General features: G+C 58.4%; 17 protein-coding genes and 1 pseudogene. 8 read left to right on the top strand and 10 right to left on the bottom strand.

Features of this window, described 5'->3' with window-relative positions; all coding sequences use genetic code 11:
* Positions 1-54: 54 nt before the first annotated feature.
* The gene (locus KY494_RS03350; protein ID WP_219889905.1) at positions 55-1,608 is read right to left on the bottom strand and encodes an NAD(P)H-hydrate dehydratase; all 1,554 of its coding nucleotides are present in this window, start codon (positions 1,606-1,608) and stop codon (positions 55-57) included.
* Positions 1,609-1,738: 130 nt separating this feature from the next.
* Between KY494_RS03350 and KY494_RS03345 the strand changes: the two genes are divergently transcribed.
* The gene (locus tag KY494_RS03345) at positions 1,739-5,311 is read left to right on the top strand and encodes a hydantoinase B/oxoprolinase family protein (RefSeq protein ID WP_219889904.1); all 3,573 of its coding nucleotides are present in this window, start codon (positions 1,739-1,741) and stop codon (positions 5,309-5,311) included.
* Here KY494_RS03345 and KY494_RS03340 read toward each other — a convergent pair.
* Positions 5,293-6,240, bottom strand: coding sequence for an AraC family transcriptional regulator (locus tag KY494_RS03340; protein ID WP_219135215.1), 948 nt, complete (start codon positions 6,238-6,240; stop codon positions 5,293-5,295). The genes KY494_RS03345 and KY494_RS03340 overlap by 19 nt on opposite strands.
* A gap of 178 nt (positions 6,241-6,418) precedes the next feature.
* Between KY494_RS03340 and KY494_RS03335 the strand changes: the two genes are divergently transcribed.
* Positions 6,419-7,465, top strand: a complete 1,047-nt coding sequence (locus KY494_RS03335; protein ID WP_219889903.1) for an NAD(P)-dependent alcohol dehydrogenase — start codon at positions 6,419-6,421, stop codon at positions 7,463-7,465.
* 416 nt (positions 7,466-7,881) lie between these two features.
* On the opposite strand, the gene KY494_RS03330 is transcribed toward KY494_RS03335, so the two are convergent.
* Positions 7,882-9,507, bottom strand: coding sequence for a tetratricopeptide repeat-containing response regulator (locus tag KY494_RS03330; RefSeq protein ID WP_219889902.1), 1,626 nt, complete (start codon positions 9,505-9,507; stop codon positions 7,882-7,884).
* Between the two features lie 351 nt (positions 9,508-9,858).
* On the opposite strand from KY494_RS03330, the gene KY494_RS03325 reads away from it, so the two are divergent.
* Together KY494_RS03325 and purL are read left to right on the top strand one after the other, a co-directional pair.
* Entirely contained in the window at positions 9,859-10,926 is a 1,068-nt protein-coding gene (locus KY494_RS03325; protein ID WP_219889901.1) for a diguanylate cyclase, read from the top strand.
* 201 nt (positions 10,927-11,127) lie between these two features.
* Positions 11,128-15,165 carry a phosphoribosylformylglycinamidine synthase gene (purL, locus tag KY494_RS03320; RefSeq protein WP_219889900.1) on the top strand — a complete coding sequence of 1,346 codons (4,038 nt, stop codon included), beginning with the start codon at positions 11,128-11,130 and terminating at the stop codon, positions 15,163-15,165.
* Positions 15,166-15,266: 101 nt separating this feature from the next.
* Here the strand turns inward: purL and KY494_RS03315 are convergent, their stop codons facing one another.
* Both KY494_RS03315 and KY494_RS03310 read right to left on the bottom strand, forming a co-directional pair.
* A complete protein-coding gene (locus KY494_RS03315; RefSeq protein WP_258194631.1) occupies positions 15,267-17,339 on the bottom strand; it encodes an AAA family ATPase in 2,073 nt (690 codons plus the stop codon).
* A 112-nt stretch (positions 17,340-17,451) separates the two neighbouring features.
* Positions 17,452-18,274 (bottom strand): annotated as a pseudogene (locus KY494_RS03310) (lipid II flippase Amj family protein).
* A 393-nt stretch (positions 18,275-18,667) separates the two neighbouring features.
* On the opposite strand from KY494_RS03310, the gene KY494_RS03305 reads away from it, so the two are divergent.
* The 3 genes from KY494_RS03305 (at position 18,668) to KY494_RS03295 (ending at position 21,081) form a co-directional block, all read left to right on the top strand.
* Complete coding sequence (locus KY494_RS03305; RefSeq protein WP_219889899.1) at positions 18,668-19,054, top strand: putative quinol monooxygenase; 387 nt, start codon at positions 18,668-18,670, stop codon at positions 19,052-19,054.
* Positions 19,055-19,109: 55 nt separating this feature from the next.
* Positions 19,110-20,519, top strand: a complete 1,410-nt coding sequence (locus KY494_RS03300; protein WP_219889898.1) for a hypothetical protein — start codon at positions 19,110-19,112, stop codon at positions 20,517-20,519.
* 106 nt (positions 20,520-20,625) lie between these two features.
* Positions 20,626-21,081, top strand: coding sequence for a tellurite resistance TerB family protein (locus tag KY494_RS03295; RefSeq protein ID WP_099664126.1), 456 nt, complete (start codon positions 20,626-20,628; stop codon positions 21,079-21,081).
* A 20-nt stretch (positions 21,082-21,101) separates the two neighbouring features.
* Here the strand turns inward: KY494_RS03295 and KY494_RS03290 are convergent, their stop codons facing one another.
* Complete coding sequence (locus KY494_RS03290; protein WP_219889897.1) at positions 21,102-21,617, bottom strand: hypothetical protein; 516 nt, start codon at positions 21,615-21,617, stop codon at positions 21,102-21,104.
* A 110-nt stretch (positions 21,618-21,727) separates the two neighbouring features.
* Positions 21,728-22,135: a DUF1353 domain-containing protein gene (locus tag KY494_RS03285; RefSeq protein WP_219889896.1), complete on the bottom strand. Its 408-nt coding sequence runs from the start codon at positions 22,133-22,135 to the stop codon at positions 21,728-21,730.
* Between the two features lie 138 nt (positions 22,136-22,273).
* Between KY494_RS03285 and KY494_RS03280 the strand changes: the two genes are divergently transcribed.
* On the top strand, positions 22,274-23,269 hold the full coding sequence (locus tag KY494_RS03280) for an IS481 family transposase (RefSeq protein ID WP_219887870.1): 996 nt from the start codon (positions 22,274-22,276) through the stop codon (positions 23,267-23,269).
* A 217-nt stretch (positions 23,270-23,486) separates the two neighbouring features.
* Here KY494_RS03280 and KY494_RS03275 read toward each other — a convergent pair whose 3' ends face one another.
* The 3 genes from KY494_RS03275 to KY494_RS03265 form a co-directional block, all read right to left on the bottom strand.
* Positions 23,487-23,816: a hypothetical protein gene (locus KY494_RS03275; protein ID WP_219889895.1), complete on the bottom strand. Its 330-nt coding sequence runs from the start codon at positions 23,814-23,816 to the stop codon at positions 23,487-23,489.
* 92 nt (positions 23,817-23,908) lie between these two features.
* Positions 23,909-24,742 (bottom strand): hypothetical protein, encoded by an 834-nt coding sequence (locus tag KY494_RS03270; RefSeq protein WP_219889894.1) that lies wholly within the window; start codon positions 24,740-24,742, stop codon positions 23,909-23,911.
* Entirely contained in the window at positions 24,726-25,391 is a 666-nt protein-coding gene (locus KY494_RS03265) for a hypothetical protein (protein ID WP_219889893.1), read from the bottom strand. The genes KY494_RS03270 and KY494_RS03265 overlap by 17 nt, the downstream gene beginning before the upstream one ends.
* Between the last annotated feature and the right edge of the window lie 52 nt (positions 25,392-25,443).

The following is a 25,443-nucleotide window of genomic DNA, read 5'->3' as shown; positions in this document are numbered from 1 at the left end:
CCGGGCCGTAGGTTGGATTAGCGCAGCGTAATCCAACACCACCGCACCGCATGCCTATGCCGACAAGGCATTGATCAACCTGCGTATCGCCGGGATCAATTCCCCCGCCGTCAGCCCGATGGGACCGCTGCCAGCGGCCACCAGCGCGTCGGCCGCCGCGCCATGCAGCCAGACGGCGCCGAGCGCCGCTTCCCACTCGGGCCAGCCCTGCGCCAGCAGGCTGCCGCACAGGCCTGACAACACGTCGCCCGTGCCTGCCGTCGCCAGCGCGGGGCTGCCCGTGTTGTTGACCACCACGCTGCCATCCTGCGCGGCGATCACCGTGCCCGAGCCTTTCAATACGACGATGACGCCCAGCTGCGCCGCCAGCTGGCGCGCTGCGCCCAGGCGGTCGGCCTGCACCTCGGCCACCGTCAGGTCGAGCAGGCGCGCCGCTTCCAGCGGATGCGGCGTCAAGATCGTCGCGCCCGCGCCCGTGCGCACGGCCAGCGCCGATTGCAGTTCCGGTTCGGCCGCCATCAGGTTCAGCGCGTCCGCGTCGAGCAGCAGCGGGCTGTCGCTCTCGAACGTGCGCTGCAGCAGTTCCACCGTATCGACGTCGTCGCCGAGGCCCGGTCCCGCCACCAGCGCGGCAAAGTGCAGGCCCGAGAAATCCACGTCCTGGGCGCGGCGGCACATCAGTTCCGGCTGGCCGCTGTCAAACGCGGGCGGCGTGTCGGGAAAGGCGATATACACTCTTCCCGCGCCCGCGTGCAGGGCCGTGCGCGCCGCCAGGATGGGCGCGCCCGCCATGCCTTGCGCGCCGCCGATGATGGCCACGCTGCCGTAGCTGCCCTTGTGCGTGTTTTGCTGGCGCGGCTGCAGCTGGCGGGCGAACAGGTGCAGTCCGCCCAGCTGGGCGTTGGCGGGCGGCAGCAGGGCAGGGTCGATGGCCAGCGCCGCCACTTCCACCTCGCCCGCATAGTCGCGGCCATTCGCCGTGTGCAGGCCCGGTTTGTCGCCGAGGAAGGTGAGCGTATGCGTGGCGCGGATGGCGACGCCGTCGATGGCGCCCGTGTCCGCGTGCAGGCCGCTGGGCACGTCGAGCGCCAGTACGGGGCATGCCAGGTTGTTGACCAGCTGCGCCATGTCGCGGCATTCGCCGTCCAGGGGGCGCGACGCGCCGATGCCGAACAGGCCGTCGATGACCAGGTGCCATGGCGCCGCGCCCACCGCCGCCGACGCCATGGAGTTGGCCGCTTCCAGCAAGCGCGCGGCGCTGTTGCGCGCGCGGCTCAGCGCCTGTTCGCGCTCGGGCGATGTGGCAGGCGCCTCGGGCGCCAGCCAGACGAGTACTTCGAGGCCGCTGCCGGCCAGATGGGCGGCCGCTTCCAGCGCATCGCCGCCGTTGTCGCCAGGGCCGGCCAGCACCAGCACGCGCCGGTGGCCCGCGTCGTCGCCGTCTTCCGCAGCGTGCAGCAGCTTCAGGGCGGTGCTGGCGGCGGCCTGGCCCGCGCGCTGCATCAGCAGCCCTTGCGGCAGGTCGCGCATGGCGGCTTGTTCGATGGCGCGCAGTTCGGCGATGGAATACAGGGGAAGGGCGGTGCTGGCAAAGTCGGTCGGGGTCATGGGGCGTTCCATTTATTGATATGCCTTCAACATACGGCCGATCCACGCGGAAGGCAAGGCGCGCACGCCTGAAACGCGCCCCTGTTTGGCAGCTACAATAGCCATCTCACATAAGTACGGGGGCAGGACGATGGACTGGCAATTCTGGATCGACCGGGGCGGCACTTTTACGGACATCGTGGCGCGCCGTCCTGACGGCAGCCTGGCCACACACAAGCTGCTGTCGGAGAACCCGGGCCAGTACCGCGACGCGGCGCTGGCCGGCATGCGCCAGCTGATGGGCCTTGCCTCCGATGCGCCGCTGCCCGTGGAACAGGTGGGCGCCATCAAGATGGGCACGACGGTGGCCACCAATGCGCTGCTCGAACGCAAGGGCGAACCGACCGTGCTGGCCATCACGCGCGGTTTTCGCGACGCCTTGCGCATCGCCTACCAGAACCGCCCGCAGCTGTTTGCGCGCCAGATCATCTTGCCGGAACTGCTGTATGGCGACGTGATCGACATCGATGAAAGAGTGGGCGCCCACGGCGAGGTGGTTACGCCGCTCGATGAAGTAGCTGCCAGCGCCGCGCTGGAACAGGCTTATGCGCGCGGCGTGCGCGCCATCGCCGTCGTGCTGATGCACGGCTACCGCTACCACGCGCACGAGGCGCGGGTGGCGCAGCTGGCGCGCGAGGCCGGTTTTACGCAGGTGTCCGTGTCGCACGAGGTCAGCCCCATGATGAAACTGGTGGCGCGCGGCGACACCACTGTGGTCGACGCCTATCTGTCGCCCATCCTGCGCCGCTATGTCGACCAGCTGGCGATGGAGCTGCCCGGCGTGCACCTGCAATTCATGCAGTCGAACGGCGGCTTGACGGATGCGCGCGCCTTCCAGGGCAAAGACAGCATCCTGTCCGGCCCCGCGGGCGGCATCGTCGGCATGGTGCGCGCCAGCGCGCTGGCCGGTTTCGATAAAGTCATCGGCTTCGACATGGGCGGCACCTCGACCGACGTGTCGCATTACGCGGGCGAGTTCGAACGCGTGTTCGAGACGCAGATCGCCGGCGTGCGCATGCGCGCGCCCATGATGAGCATCCACACGGTGGCGGCGGGCGGCGGCTCCATCCTGCACTTCGACGGCGCCCGCTACAAGGTGGGGCCGGACAGCGCGGGCGCCAATCCCGGCCCCGCCAGCTACCGGCGCGGCGGCCCGCTGGCCGTCACCGACTGCAACGTCATGCTGGGCAAGCTGCAGCCCGCCTTCTTCCCCCGCGTCTTCGGCCCCGACGCGAATGAAACGCTGGACGCGGCCACGGTGCGCGCCCAGTTCGAAGCGCTGGCCCGCACGGTAGATAGCACGCCGGAACAGGTGGCCGAAGGCTATATCGCCATCGCCGTGGGCAATATGGCCAACGCCATCAAGCAGATTTCCGTGCAGCGCGGCCACGACGTCACGGAATATACGCTTACCAGCTTTGGCGGCGCGGGTGGCCAGCATGCTTGCCTGGTGGCCGACGCGCTGGGCATGCGCACGGTCTTCATCCACGGCCTGGCGGGCGTGATGTCGGCCTACGGCATGGGCCTGGCCGACCAGAGCGCCATGCGCGAACAGGCCATCGAAGCGCCCCTGGGCACGCAACTGGACACCGATTTCGCGGCCCTGGGCGAGCTGGCGCGCGGCGACTTGTTGCGCCAGGGCGTGGCGCTTGACCGCATCGCGCTCGTGCATCGCGTGCACCTGCGCTACGAAGGCACGGATACGGCCCTCGTCGTGCTGTCCGATACGGTGGCCGGCATGCAGGCGCAGTTCGAAGCGGCGTACAAGAAGCGCTTTTCCTTTCTGATGCCGGCGCGCATCTTGATCGTCGAAGCCATTTCCGTGGAAGCCATCGGCGCGTCCGATGCGCCGCCGGAGGCCATGCCGGCATATGCGCCCCGTGAAGGCGCTCTGGCGCCCGTGCAGACGGTGGCCATGTACTGCGCCGGAGCGTGGCGCGACAGTGGCCTGTATGGGGCGGACAGCCTGCGTCCCGGCGATACCATCGATGGTCCGGCCATCGTCAGCGACGCCAACGCCACCACCGTCATCGAACCTGGCTGGCGCGCCGACGTCACCGCGCACGGGCATTTGATCTTGCGCAGGGTCGTCGCCTTGCCCGAGCGGCGCGCCATCGGGACGGATGCCGACCCCGTGATGCTGGAAATTTTTAATAATCTGTTCATGTCGATCGCCGAGCAGATGGGCCTGCGCCTGCAAAATACGGCCCATTCCGTCAACATCAAGGAGCGGCTCGATTTCAGCTGCGCCATCTTCGACGTCCAAGGCCAGCTGATCGCGAATGCGCCGCACATGCCCGTGCACCTCGGTTCCATGGGCGAGAGTATCCGCACCGTCATGACGCGCAATGCGGGTGCCATGCGGCCCGGCGACGTCTTCATGCTGAACGACCCATACCACGGCGGCACGCACTTGCCCGACGTGACGGTCATTTCCCCCGTCTTCGATGAAGCGGGCGAGGCCATCCTGTTCTATGTCGGTTCGCGCGGCCACCATGCCGATATCGGCGGTACGACACCGGGCTCGATGCCGCCCGATTCCACGCGCATCGAGCAAGAGGGCGTGTTGATCGACAATTTCAAGCTGGTCGACGGCGCCACGGGCGCGATACGCGAAGACGCAACCCTGGCCCTGCTGGCGGGCGCCAGCTGGGCGGCGCGTAACCCGCAGCAGAATTTGGCCGACCTGCGCGCCCAGGTGGCGGCCAACCAGAAGGGGGCCGAGGAACTGCACAACATGGTCGCGCATTTCGGTATGCCGGTCGTGCAAGCCTACATGGGCCACGTGCAGGACAACGCCGAGGAAGCCGTGCGCAGGGTCATCACGACCCTGAAGGATGGCAGCTACGTGCTGGACCTGGACAACGGCGCGCAGATCAAGGTGGCGATCAGGGTCGACGTGGCTGCACGCAGCGCCGTCATCGACTTTACGGGCACGTCCGCCCAGCTGCCGAACAACTTCAATGCGCCATCGGCCGTCTGCATGGCGGCCGTGCTGTACGTGTTCCGCACCCTGGTCGACGACGACATTCCGCTGAACGCGGGCTGCCTGAAGCCCTTGACCGTGATCATCCCGTCCGGCTCCATGCTCAACCCACAGTATCCGGCCTCCGTCGTCTCGGGCAATGTGGAAACCTCGACCTGCATCACCAACGCCCTGTACGGCGCGCTGGGGGCGATGGCCGCCTCGCAGGGCACGATGAACAATTTCACGTTCGGCAGCGCCAAGTACCAGTACTACGAGACGATATCGGGCGGCTCGGGCGCCGGTCCCGGCTTCGACGGCACGGACGTGGTGCAGACGAACATGACCAATTCGCGCCTGACGGACCCGGAAATTCTGGAGTGGCGCTTTCCCGTGCGCCTCGACAGCTACGGCATCCGCACCGGTTCCGGCGGCGCGGGGCGCTGGCACGGCGGCAATGGCGGCGTGCGCCGGGTGCGCTTTCTGGAACCCATGACGGCGGCGATTTTGTCGAACAACCGCATTATTCCGCCGTTCGGCATGGATGGCGGCGCGCCGGGCGCGCTGGGACGCAACTATGTCGAGCGGGTGGACGGCACGGTGGAGCACCTGGCGCACATCGGCAAGACCGATATGTGCCCCGGCGACGTGTTCGTCATCGAGACGCCGGGCGGCGGCGGCTACGGCAAGCTGGAGTAAGCCGTGCCGGTGCCGCTCAGCTGCGCGCGCACCTGGCCCACGTCGCGCATGGGCGCGCGGCCGAACTGGCGGCTGTATTCGCGGCTGAATTGCGATTCGCTGGCGTAGCCGACGCGGTAGCCGGCCGTGCCCGCGTCGATCTGCTCGACCAGCATCAAGCGCCGTGCTTCCTGCAGGCGCAGCAGCTTCTGGTACTGCATCGGCGTCATCGCCGTAATCGCCTTGAAGTGGTGGTGCAGCGACGACATGCTCATGTTCGCCATGCCGGCCAGGTGCTCGATGCGCAGCGGCTGCGCGTAATGGTGCTTGATCCAGTCGATGGCTTGCGCCACCTGGTGCGACTGGCTGCTGGCCAGCGCCATGTGGCGCAGGCGCGCGCCGACGGGGCCATTGAGCAGGCGGTATGTCAGTTCGCGGCGGATCAGGGGCGCCAGCGCGGCGATTTCGCCCGGTTTGTCGAGCAGGCGCACGAGGCGCAGCATGGCGTCGAGCAGCTCGGGCGAGACGTCACTGACGGAAATGCCGCGCGTGGCGGGCAGGATTTTCTGCAGTGCGGTGCCACCCGCGCCAGCTGCGCTTTCGCTGTCGAGCAGCGCCGCCACGTCGGCGATGTCGATGCCCAGCACCACGCACAGGTGCGGCTGTTCTTCGCTCGCTTGCGCCACGCGCACCTGCACCGGCAGGTCGACGGACGTCAGCAGATATTGCATGCGGCTGTAATGGAAGGTTTCCGTGCCCAATGTGACGTCCTTCGCCCCCTGCGCGATGATGGCCACGCTGGGGCGCGCCGCATGGAACAGCGACTCGGTGACGGACGACTGGCGGTGAAACGTCAGGTTGCCGATGGCCGTCGCGTAGTCGCCATTGCGCGGCGCGTGGCGGCTGATGAGGGCGGCGATTTCATCTTGCGGGGGGATCTGTGTGGACATGGGGCGAGTAGGCGTCAGGCGAGGAGGGGCAAGGCTTGATCTTACGCAGATTTGGAGGATCGTGCAAAGGTCTTGCAGGATCGCGGTAACGGCGGGCGGGCTTCTCAGGCACACTTGTGCAATCGCATGCATGGCACGCGTCCCCCTTCGTCACACACATATAGATACAGGAGTTTTCATGACCCCCATCGCCAAAGGCTACGCCGCACTGGGCCCGACTTCCGCACTGCAACCGTTCACGTTCGAGCGCCGCGCCCCGCGCGAAGACGACGTGGCCATCTCGATCAAATACTGTGGCGTGTGCCATTCCGATATCCACCAGGCGCGCGACGAATGGGGCGGCGCCGCCTTCCCCATGGTGCCGGGCCATGAAATCGCCGGCGTCGTCACGGCCGTCGGCGCCAATGTGAGCAAGTTCAAGGTGGGCGACCACGTGGGCGTGGGCTGCTTCGTCGACTCGTGCACCACCTGCAAGACGCGCAACGTGGACCTGGAACAGTACATGCCAGGCCTGATCCAGACCTACAACGGCGTCGAAGCGGACGGCAAGACGGCCACGCAGGGCGGCTACTCGGATAGCATCGTCGTCAAGGAAGGCTATGTGCTGTCGATTCCCGACAACCTGCCGCTGGACGCCGCCGCGCCGCTGCTGTGCGCCGGCATCACCCTGTATTCGCCGCTGAACCACTGGAAAGCCGGCCCTGGCAAGCAAGTGGCCATCCTGGGCATGGGCGGCCTGGGCCACATGGGCGTCAAGATCGCCCACGCCATGGGCGCCGAAGTGACGGTGCTGAGCCAGACCCTGTCGAAGCGCGAAGACGGCCTGCGCCTGGGCGCCGACCACTACTACGCCACCAACGACGCGGAAACGTTCAGCAAACTGGCCGGCACCTTCGATCTGATCATCTGCACCGTGGGCGCCTCGATCGACTGGAACCAGTACATCAACCTGTTGAAGGTCGACGGCAACATGGTCATCGTCGGCATCCCGGACGGCGCCGTGCCGCCCGTGAACGCCTTCGGCCTGGTGGGCGCGCGCCGCAGCCTGTCCGGCTCCATGATCGGCTCGATCAAGGAAACCCAGGAAATGCTGGACTTCTGCGGCAAGCACAATATCGTGTCCGACATCGAGATCATCCGCATCCAGGATATCAATGAGGCGTTTGAGCGCGTGGTCAAAAGCGACGTACGGTATCGTTTTGTGATCGATATGGCGTCGCTGTAACACCCGGCTCACCTGTGTTTGTTGGATTACGCGCTTTGCGCTAATCCAACCTACGCATTACGCACGTTCATTTCCGGTAGATACTGTCCGATCTTGACATGGAGGATGGGTAACTGGTGCGAGATCTACGGAGCTGGCTCGGGGCCTAAGGGCGGATACGGCATCCAGTTACCCGGTCTTGATATGCCTACCAAGATTTTGACAGCGGTCGATGCCGTTCGCAATACCACGAACGGCATGAGGGGAATAATGCAAGGTCGGATTAGCGGCGGCACGCCGCGTAATCCGACACTACGGAGCCAACAATGGTGTCGGATTACGCTCCGCCTCGGCGGCCCCGCTAATCCGACCTACGTGATTGCCTTACGTGAATGATCGGAAATGGGCTGCGCGGCAGGTTTGCAGCATCCCTCAGGTCAGGTCGCAATACCGTATTTGTGCTGCGTCGCCTCATATTGCTGCTTGAGCGACTCCAGCTGCGGATGCCTGGGGTCGATCTTGCGGATCACCTGCATCTGGTGCTGCGCCTGTTCGGCCAGCGGGGCTTCCCAGCCCAGCATATTGAGCTGGCGCAAGATGGCGTCGACGGAGGCGAACAGCACGGGCAGGTTGCCCGGCGTCTTGCGCAGGGCCTGGCGCAGCACGAAGACGGCGCCCTTGAGCTCGCCGCTTTCCGACTTGCTGGCCGCATCCTGCATCAATTCCTGCACCTGGTGCGTGATCTGCTGGCCCATGCCTTGCGCAAGGTCATGGCGGCCCGCTTTTTCAAACACGTCGACTGCCGCTTCCATCGTCACGTCGCTGTCGGCTTCGTTGACGAGTTTCATCATGACGTCGGAGGCGGCCTGCTCCAGGTTGTTTTTCAGGCAGCTTTGCACCAGGCCTACCTTCAGCTGCGTCGACAGGCCGCGCGCCGTGTCGAGGGCGGCGGCGGCCAGTTGCAGTTCGGTGGCGGCGGCGATGTCGTTGCCCGACAGCTCATGCAGCATGGCGGCCGAGATGGCACGGCAGGCTTCCACGTTGGCGCTGCCCCGCAGGGAGCGCTCCATGTCGCGCAGCACGCCGCTCGCTTGCGGCGCATCACCTTTCTTGACCAGCGCCCTGACCAGGTTGACGTGGTCTTCCGGGTCGCGGAATTCCGAGTACTTCGCTTTGCTCACCACCTGCTTGTAGGCCCGTTCGGCCGCGCCGATATCGCCCGTGTCGTAGGCGATGCCGCCCAGGTGGCGGAGGCGGCGCACCATGTGCGGCGAGATGGCCACCGCGTCTTCGAGGACTTTCTTCGCCTGTATCTGCTGGCCCATGGCTTCATGGTTTTGCGCCAGCAAGTCGTAGGCGGCCATGAAGCGGGGATAGGTTTCCACCAGTTCCAGCAGCGCCTCCTGCGCATCTTCATGGCGCTGCTGTTCGAACAGGGTGCGCGCCAGGCCCAGATGGGCCCAGGCCATGGGCCGCGTGGCCAGCATGTCGGCGTACAGCTGTTCCGCTTCCTTCCATTCATCGAGGGCGATGTGCAGCTCGGCGCGCAGGCGGGTGAAATCGGCCGCCAGGCGCGGGTGCTGCAGTTCCGCCGCGCGGCAGCTTTTCACGGCTTCGCGCAAGTCGCCCTTGTCGATCAGCTGATAGGTGGGCAGGAAAATGGCGCGCCGTTCGATGGCGCGCGCGATGCGTCCGCTCAGCACATCGACGGTAAACGGTTTTAATATGTAGTCGGACGGGGTCAGTTCGGCCGCGCTGATCACCTTGCTGTGGATGGCTTCGGAGGTCAGCATGATGAAGATCGTCCACAGGCCGATCAGCTTGTGATGGCGCAAGTCTTCCAGCAATTGCTGGCCATCCTGGCCGTCCGTGCCACTACCAAGATCGTATTCGCACAAGATAATGTCGAACGGTTTCTTCATCAGCAAGCGGATGGCCGTGCCGGAATTGACGGCATATTCCACCTTGGTGATGGCCGCCTGGTTCAGCATATTGTGCAGATTGCCCCGCATGCTGGGATTCGGGTCGACGATCAGGACAGATAAGTCGCTAGTTTCTGGCATTGTTCAGCTCTCGTTCATCTGTTCGGTCATTGGCGGGAACTCTTCTTATAGGTATCTGCCTGGCAGTATTACTTTTTATCAGCATACTGCAAAGCCGGCCGACACTGCCAGCAAAATGCATGCAATCGGGCGTACCGTGTGAGGGCAGGGACGCCCGGCGCCGTCCGGCGTTGTATTTCATGACGCGGGGGCTCATCGCAGCAGTGCCGGTGCCTGTTTTTTCGTCCATTTATTAACTAGCATGATAGTATTTTAAAAATGCAACACTTGTTGCATGCCGCGCCATGTTGCGGCTAGGCATGCGCAAGGCTTTAACGGGCGCTTTATCTCTTTCTGGTGTCGATACCCGTCATGCGCGTTCCTGATCTGTCTACCCTGCGGCGCGTTGCCGTTCCCCTCGCGTTTGGCGGCAACAGCGAACAGCAGCATACCTATTTTGCGGAATTGCACCGGGTCGGCCTGGTCACGCAATTGCTGGGCATCGTCGCCTACAGCATGACCTGGCTGATGATGCCCGACCCCTATCATCCGAACCTGCTGCACGCCGTGCTGGCGCTGCTGGGCATGCTGGTCAGCCTGGTGGCGCGCTACCGCTGCACCACCTTGCCCGTGCTGACCATTTCCGGCGCCTGCGCCGTGCTGGCCCTGACTTTCGGCCTGCGCACCATGGCCGACGCCGTTAATCACGCCAGCTTCTGGGTCTTGCCCGTGGGCGTCTTCATGACCCTGGCCATCGCCTCCATCTTCAATGGCGGCCTCAGCTACCTGGCCGTGGTGGCCGGCGTGTGGTGGAACGTGGGCCACGGCCTGTATCCCGTGAATGCGGGCTTGCCCGACCAGTCCTGGGTGGCGTTGATGATCGCCGTCAGCGTGCTGTTCGGCCTGGCGCTGAATGTCAGCTTCAGTTTATTGCGTTTGCGTAACTATCACGCCAAGGTGGAATTGACGCGGCTCGCTTTCCAGGACAGCCTGACGGGCTTGAACAACCGCCGCATGTTCACGCAGCGCGCGCTGCAGATGCATGGCGCGGCCCATGGCGGCATGCTGCATTTCCTGATGATCGACATCGACGATTTCAAGATCATCAACGACCGGCACGGCCACGATGCGGGCGACGAGGTGCTGGTACGCACGGCCGCCATCATCGCCGACAAGACACAAGGCCATCTGTGCGGGCGCCTGGGCGGCGAGGAGTTCGGCATCGTGTATGCGGGCAGCCGCGAAGACACGGTCGCCTTTGCCGGCGCCCTGGTCGAGGCCGTCAGCCAGGCTTTCCATGCCACACAGTTCGTCTCGATCAGCGTGGGCGTGGCCGAGCTGGACCGGGGCAAGGCGCTGGACCACAGCTACCGGCTGGCCGACGAGGCGCTGTACCTGGCCAAGCGCCAGGGCAAGAACCGCTACGTGATCGCCGGATGATCGCATGAGGGTGTTGCTGCTGTGTCAAAAACTGCCGCTTTGCGGGGCAAAAGCGGGGCAAAAGGGGGGCAAAACCGCAAGTTCCGGTCATAAGGCAGGGGCAAAACGGGTATAATGCGCGCAAAGGAAATTTGCCGTACGAAAGATATTGTCATACCTACCTTTAACCCGCAGCCACGCTGCATCAACCACCTTCCAATCATGTTGATACTGCCGGGTTCCAATGCCCTGTCCCATTTCCGTAGCCACCGTCTGTTAAGCCAACTGCAAGCCGTTTCGCCTGCGATTGTTGCCGTACAAGCACGCTATGTCCATTTCATCGATGCCAGCGCGCCTCTCACCGACGACGACAGCACGCGCCTTGGCGCCTTGCTGACGTACGGCGAGCCGGCCCAGGCTGACAATACGGAAGGCGCTGCCGAAGCATTCTTCGTCATCCCCCGTTTCGGCACGATTTCGCCGTGGGCCTCGAAAGCCACCGACATCGCGCACAACTGCGGCATGGCGCACATCAAGCGCGTCGAACGCGGCATCGCGTTCCGCATCAACCTGAAATCGGGCATCCTGGGCAGCGCCATTGGCGCCGGCAAATTGACGGACGAGCAGGTACAGGCCGTGGCCGACCTGCTGCACGACCGCATGACGGAATCCGTGCTGCGCAGCGCCGACGACGCCAAGGACTTGTTCCGCACGCTGGAAGCGCGTCCGCTCGAATCGATCGACTTGCTGGGACAGGGCAAGCGCGCGCTGGAAACGGCGAACACGGAACTGGGCCTGGCGATGTCGGACGACGAAATCGACTACCTGGACGCCGCCTTCACCAAGGCCGGCCGCAACCCGACGGACGTGGAACTGATGATGTTCGCGCAGGCGAACAGCGAGCATTGCCGCCACAAGATCTTCAACGCCGACTGGACCATCGACGGCGTGGCGCAGCCCAAGTCGCTGTTCGGCATGATCAAGAATACGCACGAACTGCAGCCGAAGGGCACCGTCGTCGCCTACAGCGACAACTCGTCCATCATGGAAGGCGCGACGGTTTCCCGTTTCTACCCGCGCGGTGACAACCACGAATACGCGGCTTCCACGGAATTGACGCACACCCTGATGAAGGTGGAAACGCATAATCACCCGACGGCAATCTCCCCATTCCCTGGCGCCTCGACGGGCGCGGGCGGCGAGATCCGCGACGAAGGCGCGACGGGCCGCGGCGCCAAGCCAAAGGCCGGTTTGACCGGTTTTACGGTATCGAATCTGTCGCTGCCGGATGCCGTGCGCAGCTGGGAAACGGCTGCTTCCGTGACGGCGCCATTGGACAAGCGCGCTGACGCCGACCAGTATGGCAAGCCTGAGCGCATCGCTTCGCCGCTGCAAATCATGATCGAAGGCCCGCTGGGCGGCGCCGCGTTCTCGAACGAATTCGGCCGGCCAGTGTTGGGCGGCTACTTCCGCACGTATGAGCAGAACGTCGGCGTGGACAAAGACGCCGTATTCGGCTACCACAAGCCGATCATGATCGCGGGCGGCATCGGCAATATCTCGGCGCAGCACACGCACAAGAACGACATCCCCGTCGGCAGCCTGCTGGTGCAACTGGGTGGCCCGGGCATGCGCATCGGCATGGGCGGCAGCGCCGCCTCGTCGATGACCACCGGCAGCAACACGGCCGACCTGGACTTCGACTCCGTCCAGCGCGGCAATCCGGAAATGGAACGCCGCGCCCAGGAAGTCATCAACGCCTGCTGGCAAATGGGGCTGGATAATCCGATCATCTCGATCCACGACGTGGGTGCGGGTGGCTTGTCGAACGCTTTCCCGGAAATCACCAACGACGCCAAGCGCGGCGCGATTTTCGACCTGCGCAAGATCCCGCTGGAAGAATCGGGCATGGCGCCGAAGGAAATCTGGAGCAATGAATCGCAGGAACGCTACGTTCTCGCCATCGCGCCGGAAAGCCTGCCCCTGTTCAAAGCCATGTGCGAACGCGAACGCTGTCTGTTCGCCGCCGTGGGCGTGGCCACCGAAGAGCGTCAACTGAAACTGATCGACCCGGAACTGGGCAACGAACCGGTCGACATGCCGATGGACGTCTTGCTGGGCAAGCCGCCGAAGATGCAGCGCGACGTGGTCCACGTGACCAACGATTTCCCGGCCATCGATCTGACGGGCATGGACTTGAAGGATGTGGCGCAAAAAGTGCTGCTGCTGCCGACCGTGGCCGACAAATCCTTCCTCATCACCATCGGCGACCGCAGCGTGGGCGGTATGACCGTGCGCGACCAGATGGTGGGACCATGGCAAGTGCCGGTGGCCGATTGCGCCGTCACCACCATGAGCTTTGAAGGCTATCTGGGTGAAGCGATGGCCATGGGCGAACGCACGCCGCTGGCCGTCATCGACGCCGCCGCCTCGGGCCGCATGGCCGTGGGCGAAGCCGTCACCAACATCGCCGCCGCAGCGATTGCCGACATCTCCGACATCAAACTGTCCGCCAACTGGATGGCCGCCTGCGGCCAGCCTGGCCAGGACGCAGCGCTGTACGACACGGTCAAAGCCGTCGGCATGGACCTGTGCCCGGCGCTGGGCATCAGCATCCCTGTCGGCAAGGATTCGCTGTCGATGCGCACGACGTGGAAAGACGACAGCACGGGCGCGGCGAAATCGGTCACGTCGCCCGTGTCGCTGATCGTCTCCTCGTTCGCGCCAGTGACGGATGTGCGCAAGTCGCTCACGCCGCAGCTGAAAACGGACAAGGGCGACACGTCGTTGATCCTGATCGACCTGGGTCGCGGCAAAAACCGTTTGGGCGCCTCCGCCCTGGCGCAAGTCATGGGGCAGTTGGGCAACGAGACGCCGGACGTGGACAGTGCGGAAGACCTGAAAGGCTTCTTCGCCGCCATCCAAAAGCTCAATAGCGACGACAAGCTGCTGGCCTACCATGACCGTTCGGACGGCGGCCTGTACGCCACCCTGACGGAAATGGCCTTCGCCGGCCATACGGGCATGTCCGTCAACCTGGACATGCTGACGATGGAAGGCGAGCATTCCAGCGACTGGGGCGACGCCAAGAACTGGACGGGCCAAGTAGCGGAACGCCGCAACGAACTGACGCTGCGCGCCTTGTTCAGCGAAGAGCTGGGCGCCGTGATCCAGGTACGCGCGGAAGAAAAATCGCTCGTCATGGACGTGCTGCGGACCTTCAACCTGGGCGCCTGCAGCCATATCATCGGCAAATTGAACGACCGCGACGTCATCGAATTCACGCGCGACGCCAAGCTCATTTACACCCAGCCGCGCGCCGACTTGCACCGCCTGTGGAGCGAAACGAGCTGGCGCATCGCCCGCCTGCGCGACAATCCGGCTTGCGCCGACGCCGAATACGACCGCCTGCTGGACGTGCAAGATCCGGGCATGTCGCCGATCGTCACGTTTGACCAGAACGACAACATTGCCGCGCCATTCATCGCCACTGGCGTGCGTCCGCGCGTCGCCATCCTGCGCGAGCAGGGCGTCAACTCGCACATCGAGACGGCCTACGTGATGCACCAGGCAGGCTTTACCGCTGTCGACGTGCACATGAGCGACCTGATTGCGGGCCGCGTCAAACTGGACGACTTCCAGGGCGTCATCGCCGTGGGCGGCTTCTCGTACGGCGACGTGCTGGGCGCGGGCGAAGGCTGGGCAAAAACGATTTTGTTCAACGCCAGCCTGGCGGAACAGTTCGCGCGCTTCTTCAACCGCACGGACAGTTTTGGTTTGGGCATCTGCAACGGCTGCCAGATGATGAGCAACCTCAAATCTATCATCCCCGGCGCCCACGCCTGGCCCAAATTCACGCGCAACAAGTCGGAGAAATTCGAAGGCCGCTTTGCCATGGTCGAAGTGATGGATTCCCCATCGATCTTCTTCAACGGCATGGCCGGCACGCAAGCCGGTATCGCCATCGCCCACGGCGAAGGCTACGCCGACTTCTCGCAAACAGGCGACATCACCCAGGTCAGCAAAGCCATGCGCTTTGTCGACAACAAGGGCGCCGCCACCGAAGCGTACCCGTACAACCCGAACGGCTCGCCGGAAGGCATCACCTCCGTGACCACGCCAGACGGCCGCTTCACCGTGCTGATGCCGCACGCGGAGCGCGTGTTCCGGTCAGTCCAACAGTCCTACCACCCTGAAGCATGGGGCGAGGATTCGCCATGGATGCGCATGTTCAGGAATGCACGGAAGTTTGTGGGGTAATTAGTTCACTTGCAGGGCAGCGCTGGAGTTCAAGGCGCTGCTGCTGGGGTAGGAATGAGAAAGCCGCTGTCGGGAGATAGCGGCTTTTTTATGGGCGAAATTTATTTAAATGACAGGTCGCATTCAGAGATAATATGCTCTGGAATGAAATCATATTTATGTGGATTTAACTGCATGATGTAGTCATTCTCTATGTGGAATGATTCATTTATGTATTTTTTGACCACATCATTTTCGTGATTTTCATTATTTATTATTCTGAAAATTTGTAATTTTTCATAACTGTTGCGCGCATTCTTGTATGCGAACGTCATTTTGTCATTATTTATTATTTCAGCAAGTATTTTTTCGTAGTCAAATGAGATAATTTTTTCTCGAATTTTGATTGTCGCACAATCGATTTCTTGTTCACTCATAATCCTTTCTGTGCCATCTTCTTTAAGCATGGGAACCTGCCTTTTATGCAATAAATTTGATAGTAGTTGGTACTGAATCCCTTTATCGTTGAGTATCTCTTGCTGTCGCCTTAAGTAGATTATTTTAATGATATCGCTGTCTAAAAGTGCCATATTTTCGTCACATATTTGACCGAAACTTGTCACATCTTTTTTCTCGACAATTAATTCTTCGATAATGCCTTTTTTTGTTTTTAGAAAACAAGCTAATGGGCTTGGCTGAAAAGTGTGGCTTAAGCTTTTTACCATATCAATTATTGGTTCAATATCATGGGTAAGCATGATCGTCGTTTTTCCTCGAAAGCTATCCTTTCCTCTGAATAGCATTTCTAGAATTGCAAATTTTTTACTCTTATCAAACGATGAAATTGGATCGTCAAGAATGATTAGGTCTGGGTTTCTCGTTAGGCATTCATACATAAAAAGCACAATTGAAAATGCGTTTCTTTCTCCGTAACTTAAATGAAGATTTCCATTTTGAATATTTTCAGAAAAATCAACGTGTCGAAGTTTCATTTTGTATTCTTCATTTTCTGCTTGTATTTCAACAACATATTTATACCCAGCATATCGCAAGAATGAATTTATCTCTGATTTGTATTTTAATATTGCTGTCTCAATTCCATTCTTTTGCTTATTTACTTCGCCTTGCAGTTTTCCTGCTTTGATAGTGACAATATTTAATGAGGCATTGACCTCTGCAATGATTTTTCTCGACTCTTCCGAATTTAATAATGGAAGCAACTCTATATTTATTTTTAAATTTTCTAGATGTTCTTGTACTTTTCCTGAATCCCTTAGAGAGAAGAATGAGATGGATTTTATATCTCTCAATTTTTCCTTTAGGATTGTTACTTGATTTTTCAGTCCTGTAAGGTAGCCAATTTCTTCTTTTGTTAAACCATCTTTGTTATTAATTATTGGGGTCAATAGACGAATGGTTTCCTCGCTAAGGTATTTTCCGAGTCTTGAAATAATTCCTTGAAGGGCTACAAGGTGTTCAATTGATTTTGCATCATATTCTTTGCTAATTGCAAGAATGCTGTCTTTCTTTTTATCTGTTGGTGCGACGCAGTAAGGACATTCTGTGGATATTTCTAAGAATTCATTGCCTTCTATTTGCCATTTTATCCATTTTACATTGCACTCACTCTTTATGTAATTCTTGTAATGTTCGACTGCTGCAGGAATATTTTCTATCTTATTGCCGCCGCCAACGCCTTTGCCGATCCGACCTGCCTTTGAGTATCCTGTTTGTGACTTCCCAAAACTGTCCTCTAAATCGGATAGATCTTTAATTGCATCATCAATGTTGGAATCATTTTCGTAAGTTTCTTTTATTTCGGAAACTATATTTTGTATTTCCAACATCTTATCTTTGTAGTTTTGATTTTTTATAAATATGTCAAAACTGTTTTTTAAAACTTCATCTTGCTTAAATACAAATTGGCTAACATAATCTTCATTGAAGACTGAAATTGATTTAAAGGCCTCGATTCCTTCAATTGATGGGATTTTTCTTTCTTCTTCTGGGAGGCTTCTGAATTTGAATTGCGTTAAAGAACTTAGATCGATAGGTTTTTTTGATGTTAATTCAATGGCTTTTGCAATAGTGCTTTTTCCTGTTCCGTTTGCGCCGTATTTTATATTTAGCCTTCCAATTTCTACGGATATATTTGCTTCATCTATATTGTTGCAATTTTTTATATTAATTTTCATGACGTACCTTTGTTTGATTTATATTTTTATTTGGTAGTTGGATTATTAAGATGTTTTTTTGCTTCTATTTTCTTCATTTTATTTAAAATATATTTTGAATTATTTCATAGGCTTATAGTCCCTCCGCCACCCCCACAATCACCACCGCCGATGGCACCAATAAAAACTGCGCAATCAGCGTTCCCGCCAATCTGCTCCCCACCAGCCACACCACCGCGCGCCGGAACTGCGATTCTTCGATCTTTCCTTCGATAACGTCATCCGTCATGCCCGACATGTGCGGGTCGATGAAGACGGCCATCATGATGGTGGCGCCGCCGTTGATGATCGATGAAAGCGTGCTGGAGGTCACGCGCACGCTCGGATCGAGCACGCCCGCGTACAGCGCCGCGGTGTAAGGTGGACAACGATGCGCCCACCGTCCACAGGGCAGTGGCGATGACGTTAATGGCCGTCATGGAGACGGAGACGCCCGATTGTTGGCGCAGGCCCGTGACGTTGGCGGGCCTGGGCAGGCTGGCGGAGGTCTTGAGGTAGGACAGGCCGCCCTTGAAGACGGCGTGCAGCAGCAGTTTCGGCACCGACCTGTGCACCTGGAAGTGCTCGACGGCGCGGCAGAAGGCGCGCTGGAAGGTGGGGATCAGGATGGCGCCCAGTATCGTCGCCAGGCTGGCGGAGAACAGCAGCCAGCGGAAGTCCAGCAATAGCGTGCCGGCGGCAACGTGCTGGTCGATGCCCGTTTCCACGCGCTTGGCCAGGAATGGCCCCAGGAAAGAGTTCGACGTGCGCGATAGCAGCATCAGAATGCTGAACAGGGCCAGCGAGACGGCGATGCGCCGCGTGCGGATGCCGGCGATGCGCACGGAGTAGGCAAGGGTGCCGATGATGTGGATGATGAACGTCAGTGCGCAAATCAACAGCAATTGCTTGTCCATCACAACCTTGCAGTAAAGAAAATGTCATTCCATGCTGCCATGAAGTTACATATTTTTCAACTGCAAATAAGATAAGCATGATGGTCATCGGCTTTTTCAGTCCATGGTTGTGGATGGACACGCAGCGGCGTCTTGCCGCGCTCTTCAGTGAGTGCTGGATTCCCTGACTGAATGGAGGAAATAATATCAAAAATAAATATTTTGAATTTGTGAATATTGGTGAATATTTAGCAATATCAAACGGTGCAGAATCAGGCATCGCATCTTTTGTAAATTCAACAATTCTTCATAGGCATCGTCTGATCCTGCCCGCAAGGCGAGGGCGGCGGCACTGCTGGTAGCAGCAAGATTCTTAACCGACTTTCGCAAGCAGCGCTTGCATGAGGAGAATTGATGATGACGCCATATCCCGATGATGCCCTGCATCTGACTTCCGAGTGGTTCATTTTGCCCGGCTGCGAGGCGCAGGTGGAGCAGGCGCTGGCCGTGCTGGTGCAAGCCGTGCTGTCGCAGGAACCCGATACGCTGGCTTATCTCGTGCACCGCCCGCGCGCGGCGCCTTCCCGCCTGCAGTCGCTGCCGCCGGGCAGTCCCCAGTCCCTGCTGTTTTTTGAAATCTATCGCAACGACGCCGCGTTCCTGCGGCATGTGAACGGGCCGGTATTTCAGGCATTCGTCGCCGAGCACGGTCACTTGTTTATTGGCTCCGAGGGGCGGCCCTTTACCACGGTGGCCTTTCTCTCGCAGGTCAACGGTTTTGTGCGCAGCGCGCCTGTCTAGGGCGCATGGTGGCCCGGCTATCGATTTTGTCGTCGTCCCTCAACTGGAGAAAGTCATGCAAAAAATTGCAATGTTGATATTGTGCGCTGGCATGTGTGCCAATGCCGCCGCGCAAGCCATCGATCCCTTCGCCAATTCGCAGCTGCCTCCGCCCGCCGGCTATAGCGGCCCCGTGTTTGCCTTGAGCCATGCCTACCCGGCTGGCCAGGCCATCCCGGCGATGCCATGGCGCGCGGCCATCAGCAATGGCCAGATCACGACGGCGAATGCCGGCGCCTATGCCGAGGCGTTGAAGGCATCGATCGGGGCGGACATGCGCGTCATGTTGCTCGACTACAAGAACTGGAACGCCGGGGAGCGCGGCTGGTACAACGAACCGTGGATGGGCGCGACCTCGGTGGCGCAAAAACGTTCGACCATGCGTGAGCCCCTGCGCGGCATGTATGTGGGCTCGGGCGAGCTCGATGCCGACTTGTTCAAGGCCAGCGGCCTGAAACGCCCGATCACCACCTATGTGCTGACGTATTACGACAAGACCGCCGCTGTGACGCTCAACAAGGTGTGGGGGGCGACGGCGCAGGAGCCGAATCTGACGGCGCAATCGACGCAATTTGCCGAAGGATCGGTGATCATCAAGGCCGCGTTCATCACGGCGGGGCCGACGCTCTGGCCGGTCATGCAGGGCACCGTGTCCTGGCCCGCGTATGTGAGCGTCAATGCAACGCTCCCCAAGCCACCCACGGCGCCGGCGTTGACCAATACGTATCTGATGCAGTTCGACATCATCGTCAAGGACAGCGTGTCCGCGCCGAAGACGGGCTGGGTGTTTACCACTCTGGTGTACGATGCGCGCGCGGCAAAGGGCGGCGACATCTGGGACAAGATGGTGGTACTGGGCGCGCAATGGGGTAACGATCCGCAGGCCAGCGATCCCGCCATACTCAAGCCGGTGCTGCAGGAAAACTGGATGAACCCGAAGGCACCCGCCTACGGCAGCGCCACCCTGGGCTGGGGCGGACGCCTTTCCGGCCCCAACGATGGCGCGATGAATAATATCGCCTATCCGGAAGGGAAGAAACCCACCCTCAAATACGCGCGCAACGCCCAAAGCTCGTCCTGCATGAGCTGCCACAGTTCCGCGCAATGGAACGTGGCCAGCCATTCCATGCCATCGTTCCTGTTGCCGATACTCAACTCCGGCTCCATCCAGCGGCCCGCACCGCAAAACGGCGTCGATTTCACGCTCTCGCCGGCGCCCGGTTCGGCGTTATGGATGAAATGGTTTCAGAACCGCAAAGGCGACGTGCCGATGGATGCCGGCAGCATCGCGGGCGACTTCGATATGGTGCTGACCTTTAAATCGTTGCCGAACTGGTACTCGTCGACCCAGACCCCGGGCGTGGCGCACACGCTGATGAATTTCGACCTGCGGGGCAAGCGCCTGCCCGGCAAGGAGGCCGAGTAACACCGGTGCCAGGGCAGGTCCATGCTTGCATTTCAGGCATGTGCCCTCATTTGGGTGGGAGTGGCAGCGCAGCGCTGCCGCACCTACACCAACCCGGAGGTACACCATGAGTTTCGATTCCTTTCTGTCCAAACTGAAGACCAAAGCCAGCGAACTGAAAACGGAAGCCCTGAAGTACAAGAACAAGGATTTTCTGAACGCCGCGATGGCAGGCTCGGCCCTGATCGCCATGGCCGACGGCAGTGTCAGCGCGGAAGAGAAGCAGAAGATGGTGAAATTTATTGAAAGCAATGATGCGCTGTCGGTGTTTACCACCACGGACGTGATCAAGGCTTTCCAGGAATATGTCGGGCAGCTGGAATTCGACAAGGATATCGGCGAAGCCAAGGCGTATCAGGCGCTGGGCAAGATGAAGTCGAATGTGGAGGCGTCGCGCCTGCTGGTTCGCATGATCATCGCGGTCGCTTCGTCAGACGGTAATTTCGACGCCAACGAGCAGCGCGTGGCCAGCAAGATCGCGCGCGAGCTGGGCTTGACTCCTGCGGAGTTCGAGTTGCAGTAAATCCAGCCCCAGCGTAGGGGCTAGCCTTTGTCCCACCACGGCGGCGTGCCCGACGACCAGGGGCACGCCATGTCCACTTCGCGTATCCTGTAGCGGATCTCGATTACCTGGCCGGGGCTGAAGGGACCGCGTTTCCAGTCGCCGGAATCAAAGACGTAGCCTTTGCCCTTGATGCAAAGACTGGTCGGATTGTTGCCGATTGGACCGGTCGAGTGCAGGGTGACGCGCACTTCGCCGTTGGCGTCCAGCGGGGCGTCGCCGCCCGTGAACAGTGCATCCGAGCCGATGTCGCAGACAGTGGTGCTGCCTATCTTGCTGCAGTGCTTGATATACGTTTGCTGGCGCGCATTGGCCAGGTAATCGTCATGCCGCATCGGCTTGCCATCGTCATAGGTAAAGCGCAGGACGACTGGCGTGGGTTCGCTGGCAGGATGGCGCGTGGTGCTGGTGCAGGCGGCGCTGACCAGGGCCAGCAAGGGCCACGCCAGCAGGCGCAGGCCGCGCAGTAGTGCTGCTCTCGGTTTACTGTCTGACATATGCATTGTGCTCATCTATTTTATCTACTTACTACATTCCAACAAATGTGGCGACGATGATACCATCGCCACGCCTGCGCACGTTACGCTGGCCGGTCTGGTCCGCTGGACTAGAACGCCATTGGGTTGTTTTTCCATTTTGCCCAGGTCATCGTTGGATCGGAAGGAAAGTTTTTCAGAATCCGTCGTTCGCCCTTTTTTTTCAGCGCGGCATTGCTGTTCCAGGCCTTGCCGCCACCGAGCCTTACCCCGGCGTGGATGGCGGCGATGCTCAATTTGTCTATCTGGAAGTCTTGCATGGCAAATTTGAAAATCATATCTGCTTGTTCTCGTGAAACAGGTTGCTCCCAGTAAAGATAGTCATGCACGATCGCCGGATAGGTATACAGGCCATCCGGTGGGAGCAAGGACCAGAAAGCGCGCGGAATGCTGGCAAAATCGGTGACAAATCCGACGGGTGCGTTGACGCTTGGGTATTGCTTTTGGCCTGGATTGGGGGTCCAGCCTATGTCCTTCATCAAGAAATAGGTGGGGTCGGCAAAGCGGCCTAGGTGTTTAGAATTGGGTGATCATATTCCTATTCGCAGCTTGCCCTACTTCAAAGCCAGGCGCCTGTTGAGTACACTGTTGATTCCTGTCACCTCACCGCCAGCGCCATGACCCAAGCCCTTCACAGCCGAGCCCGCACCACCCACCTGATCCGGGAAGAAATCCGCAACTCGACACTGCCCCAACGGGAGCTTGCCGAGCGCTATAACGTGAGCCGCCTGACGATCCGTAAATGGCAGAACCGCGACAGCGCCGAGGACCGTTCGCACCGGCCCCACACCATGCATACGACGCTGACGCCAGCGCAGGAACTGGTCGTCATCGCGCTACGCACCACCTTGCTTTTGCCCACCGACGACTTGCTGGCGGTGGCGCGTGAGTTCGTCAACCCGGCGCTTTCGCGTGGCGCCCTGGGCCGCTGCTTGCGGCGCCATGGTGTCTCCAGTTTGCTTAAAATGGCCGCACTCGAAGACGACAAACCGGTTACCAAAAAGTCGTTCAAGGACTACGAGCCGGGCTTTTTACATATGGATATCAAGTACTTACCGCAGATGCTCGATGAAACCGAACGCCGTTACCTGTTCGTCGCCATTGACCGCGCCACACGCTGGGTCTTCATGGAAATCTATGCCAACCAGTCCGACAGCAGCAGTACCGACTTCCTGCTCAAACTGAAAAATGCTTGCCCGATCACCATCGTCAAACTACTCACTGACAACGGCAGCCAGTTCACCGACCGTTTTACCAGCAAGAAAAAAGACCCTGTCAGCGGCGACCGTATCCCGAGCGGCAAGCATGTCTTTGACGTGCTGTGCAAGCAATTGGTGATCGAACATCGATTGATTCCGCCGCGTCACCCGCAAACCAACGGCATGGTCGAACGCTTCAATGGCCGTATCAGCGAGGTCGTCAACCAGACTCGTTTCGGCTCCCGGGCCGAACTGGAATCGACGCTGCGCAATTACCTGAAAATCTACAACCACAACATTCCCCAGCGCGCCTTGGATAACGCAACACCGATTCAGGCGATGAAGAAATGGCAGGAGAAAAAGCCGGAATTATTCGTTAAACGCGTATATAACCAGGCCGGTCTTGACAACTAGGTGCATACTATTCGTCGCGGCCTGCGGCGATTTCAAGGCCTTGGCTATCCATTTGTCCATGGCGGTACGGTCGCTATATGTATCGGCCGGTAAACTCATTGATGCATGAACATTTACCGTTGTCTGGAATGCATAAGCACCTGCCATTTTCAGCATGGTACGTCTGGAGATATACATAATTTCACCTTTCAAATGTCTGCTTGATGGAATTTCCGACCTAGTGGCTCTGCAGGACCAAGAATATTTTTTTCCTGATGACTTCATTTAACCTTGCCAAGTAGTCCTGAACATCGCTTCGCAAAGAGTCCGAACAGTTGTCTATGCCGGTGAAGGTCAGCATCACACTGCCAAAGTCCGATGCCACGTCTTTCATCGGAAGAACAAGGAAAGAGTACACCGCTACGGCACCCGAATTTTTTTCGGTGCAAGCGGGTTGATGCGTATTGAATACCATCAGGATATTTTCGCCTACCTGTATTTGGTTTCTTTTATATACGCCAAAAGCCATTTTTTTATCTGCCTCTTCAATTATCTTCTTGCGCGTCAATCCAATTTTTGTGAAATCCTCATCTCTGATAAGAGTAAATTTCTCATTTATGAGAGAACTGGATATATTCTTCTGAATGTCATCAAGTATGGCTATTTTTTCGTTATCGGAATGTCTGTTTCTGATTGTTTTTCGAGATCATAGTCGATTGATTGGATAAGGAGTCGCAGATGTTTTTTTCGTAATTCCGCATTAATTTCTTTATCGTAGTCATCATGTTTTTTTATTTCAATTGTCCATTTCCCTATCTTCTTTTCATTGACTGAAGATTGCTTCTGAGTAGGTGAAATATTGAAGCTAATATATTCAATGGCATCTGGAATATCGGATGTAATGGAAGCATCCGTCCTTGCATAGCCGTGTTGAATAATGCTATCCGTTTTACGGCCATTTCCGATGAATGTGGTAAATCCGAATTCAAATTTTGCGATAAAAGTTAATACTTTCGGAAAGGCGACATATGGGGTAACGGAACTATTGCCATTTGAAACCTTGCATTGCGAGGCTGCGGCAAGATAATCCTGTACCATTGTCGCCCCCTTCCTCTCGTAGTCTTGTTTGTAGGAAGTGATATCCTTGAGTCTGGCACGCCGAAAGCATGTCATTGCACCATTGGCAGGTGTGCTATATCTGAAGCAGGTGAAGTCGCTGAGCAAATCGACGGAGGTACTTTTCAGTAGGCACAATTTTGACTGTTTGCCACCTGCGCGTTGCATCAGCGTATATTCCAGATTACGTTGTGGTAACTTGCATTCATCTGCCGCAGGCAACGCTCCTTTTTTTAATTCATCTACAACGCTTGCGATGTCCTTGCACTCGCTTAGTACACCCAAATTTATTTCCGCATAGGCTAGTGTGTACACGGATGCTGTTGCAAGTAGTGCGAGGCCGCGCAGTACTGTCAGAGGCCTAGAAAAATTTCGCATATATATTCCTTTGGAAATCAAGTTCGATTTCTGACATGTTTATTTTTCCTTTTTTTTCAAATACGCCAAGTCGGAATGCAGAAATACGTTCGTCTGGCCTGCCATGTGCCAATTCCGAAGATTCGAAATAAAGTCCGGTGAGTAATATGTTTTGTTCGAATTTTTTGAGGTCCATATTTTTGAATAGTCGTGAAAACATGACGCCAGTCATATAATCTGCGGCTAGCTCAATGCGTTTTGATCGGTATTTTTTTGAAAGCGCAAGCGAACCTCCTGCGTTTTTCATTTGCAGAACATGTGATAGCTCGTGCAAGGTCGGAGCAAGAAATTTTTCCTTATCTATTTTGTATGAAATAATATATTTTTTATCACTGCGATCATCTGGCATCGCAGAGAATCGTCCAAGCTCACATCCTCGAAAACTTAACTCGCTCATGTTGATATTTAATAGTGAAATGGCTATTTTTATACTTTCGTTGTTGGCCAGATCAATGGGGTCCGCGGCGGGACACGGAGTTTGACGGCTGGGAGTGCCAGATACCGTCACTGCGTAAAGACAATTGGATTGATTGCCGTCTGGCCAAGAGTTCGCCGACATGGATGTGGCTGATAAGGTGGCTATAGCGATAAATTTTACTTTATTTAACATGATTTATTTCTTTCAATGTCCGTATTGCTAAGTGGCTTTACATAATTTTTTC

Origin of the sequence: Janthinobacterium sp. PAMC25594, assembly GCF_019443505.1 — a bacterium.
In the GTDB taxonomy this organism is placed as follows: domain Bacteria; phylum Pseudomonadota; class Gammaproteobacteria; order Burkholderiales; family Burkholderiaceae_D; genus Janthinobacterium.
This window is presented reverse-complemented; position numbering and strand designations above follow the sequence as displayed.

Bases quoted from the DNA above. Each gene is read 5' to 3' on its own strand.
- KY494_RS03350 (WP_219889905.1), bottom strand. From the start codon at position 1,608: ATGACCCCGACCGACTTTGCCAGCACCGCCCTTCCCCTGTATTCCATC.
- KY494_RS03345 (WP_219889904.1), top strand. From the start codon at position 1,739: ATGGACTGGCAATTCTGGATCGACCGGGGCGGCACTTTTACGGACATC.
- KY494_RS03340 (WP_219135215.1), bottom strand. From the start codon at position 6,240: ATGTCCACACAGATCCCCCCGCAAGATGAAATCGCCGCCCTCATCAGC.
- KY494_RS03335 (WP_219889903.1), top strand. From the start codon at position 6,419: ATGACCCCCATCGCCAAAGGCTACGCCGCACTGGGCCCGACTTCCGCA.
- KY494_RS03330 (WP_219889902.1), bottom strand. From the start codon at position 9,507: ATGCCAGAAACTAGCGACTTATCTGTCCTGATCGTCGACCCGAATCCC.
- KY494_RS03325 (WP_219889901.1), top strand. From the start codon at position 9,859: ATGCGCGTTCCTGATCTGTCTACCCTGCGGCGCGTTGCCGTTCCCCTC.
- purL (WP_219889900.1), top strand. From the start codon at position 11,128: ATGTTGATACTGCCGGGTTCCAATGCCCTGTCCCATTTCCGTAGCCAC.
- KY494_RS03315 (WP_258194631.1), bottom strand. From the start codon at position 17,339: ATGAAAATTAATATAAAAAATTGCAACAATATAGATGAAGCAAATATA.
- KY494_RS03305 (WP_219889899.1), top strand. From the start codon at position 18,668: ATGATGACGCCATATCCCGATGATGCCCTGCATCTGACTTCCGAGTGG.
- KY494_RS03300 (WP_219889898.1), top strand. From the start codon at position 19,110: ATGCAAAAAATTGCAATGTTGATATTGTGCGCTGGCATGTGTGCCAAT.
- KY494_RS03295 (WP_099664126.1), top strand. From the start codon at position 20,626: ATGAGTTTCGATTCCTTTCTGTCCAAACTGAAGACCAAAGCCAGCGAA.
- KY494_RS03290 (WP_219889897.1), bottom strand. From the start codon at position 21,617: ATGTCAGACAGTAAACCGAGAGCAGCACTACTGCGCGGCCTGCGCCTG.
- KY494_RS03285 (WP_219889896.1), bottom strand. From the start codon at position 22,135: ATGAAGGACATAGGCTGGACCCCCAATCCAGGCCAAAAGCAATACCCA.
- KY494_RS03280 (WP_219887870.1), top strand. From the start codon at position 22,274: ATGACCCAAGCCCTTCACAGCCGAGCCCGCACCACCCACCTGATCCGG.
- KY494_RS03270 (WP_219889894.1), bottom strand. From the start codon at position 24,742: ATGCGAAATTTTTCTAGGCCTCTGACAGTACTGCGCGGCCTCGCACTA.
- KY494_RS03265 (WP_219889893.1), bottom strand. From the start codon at position 25,391: ATGTTAAATAAAGTAAAATTTATCGCTATAGCCACCTTATCAGCCACA.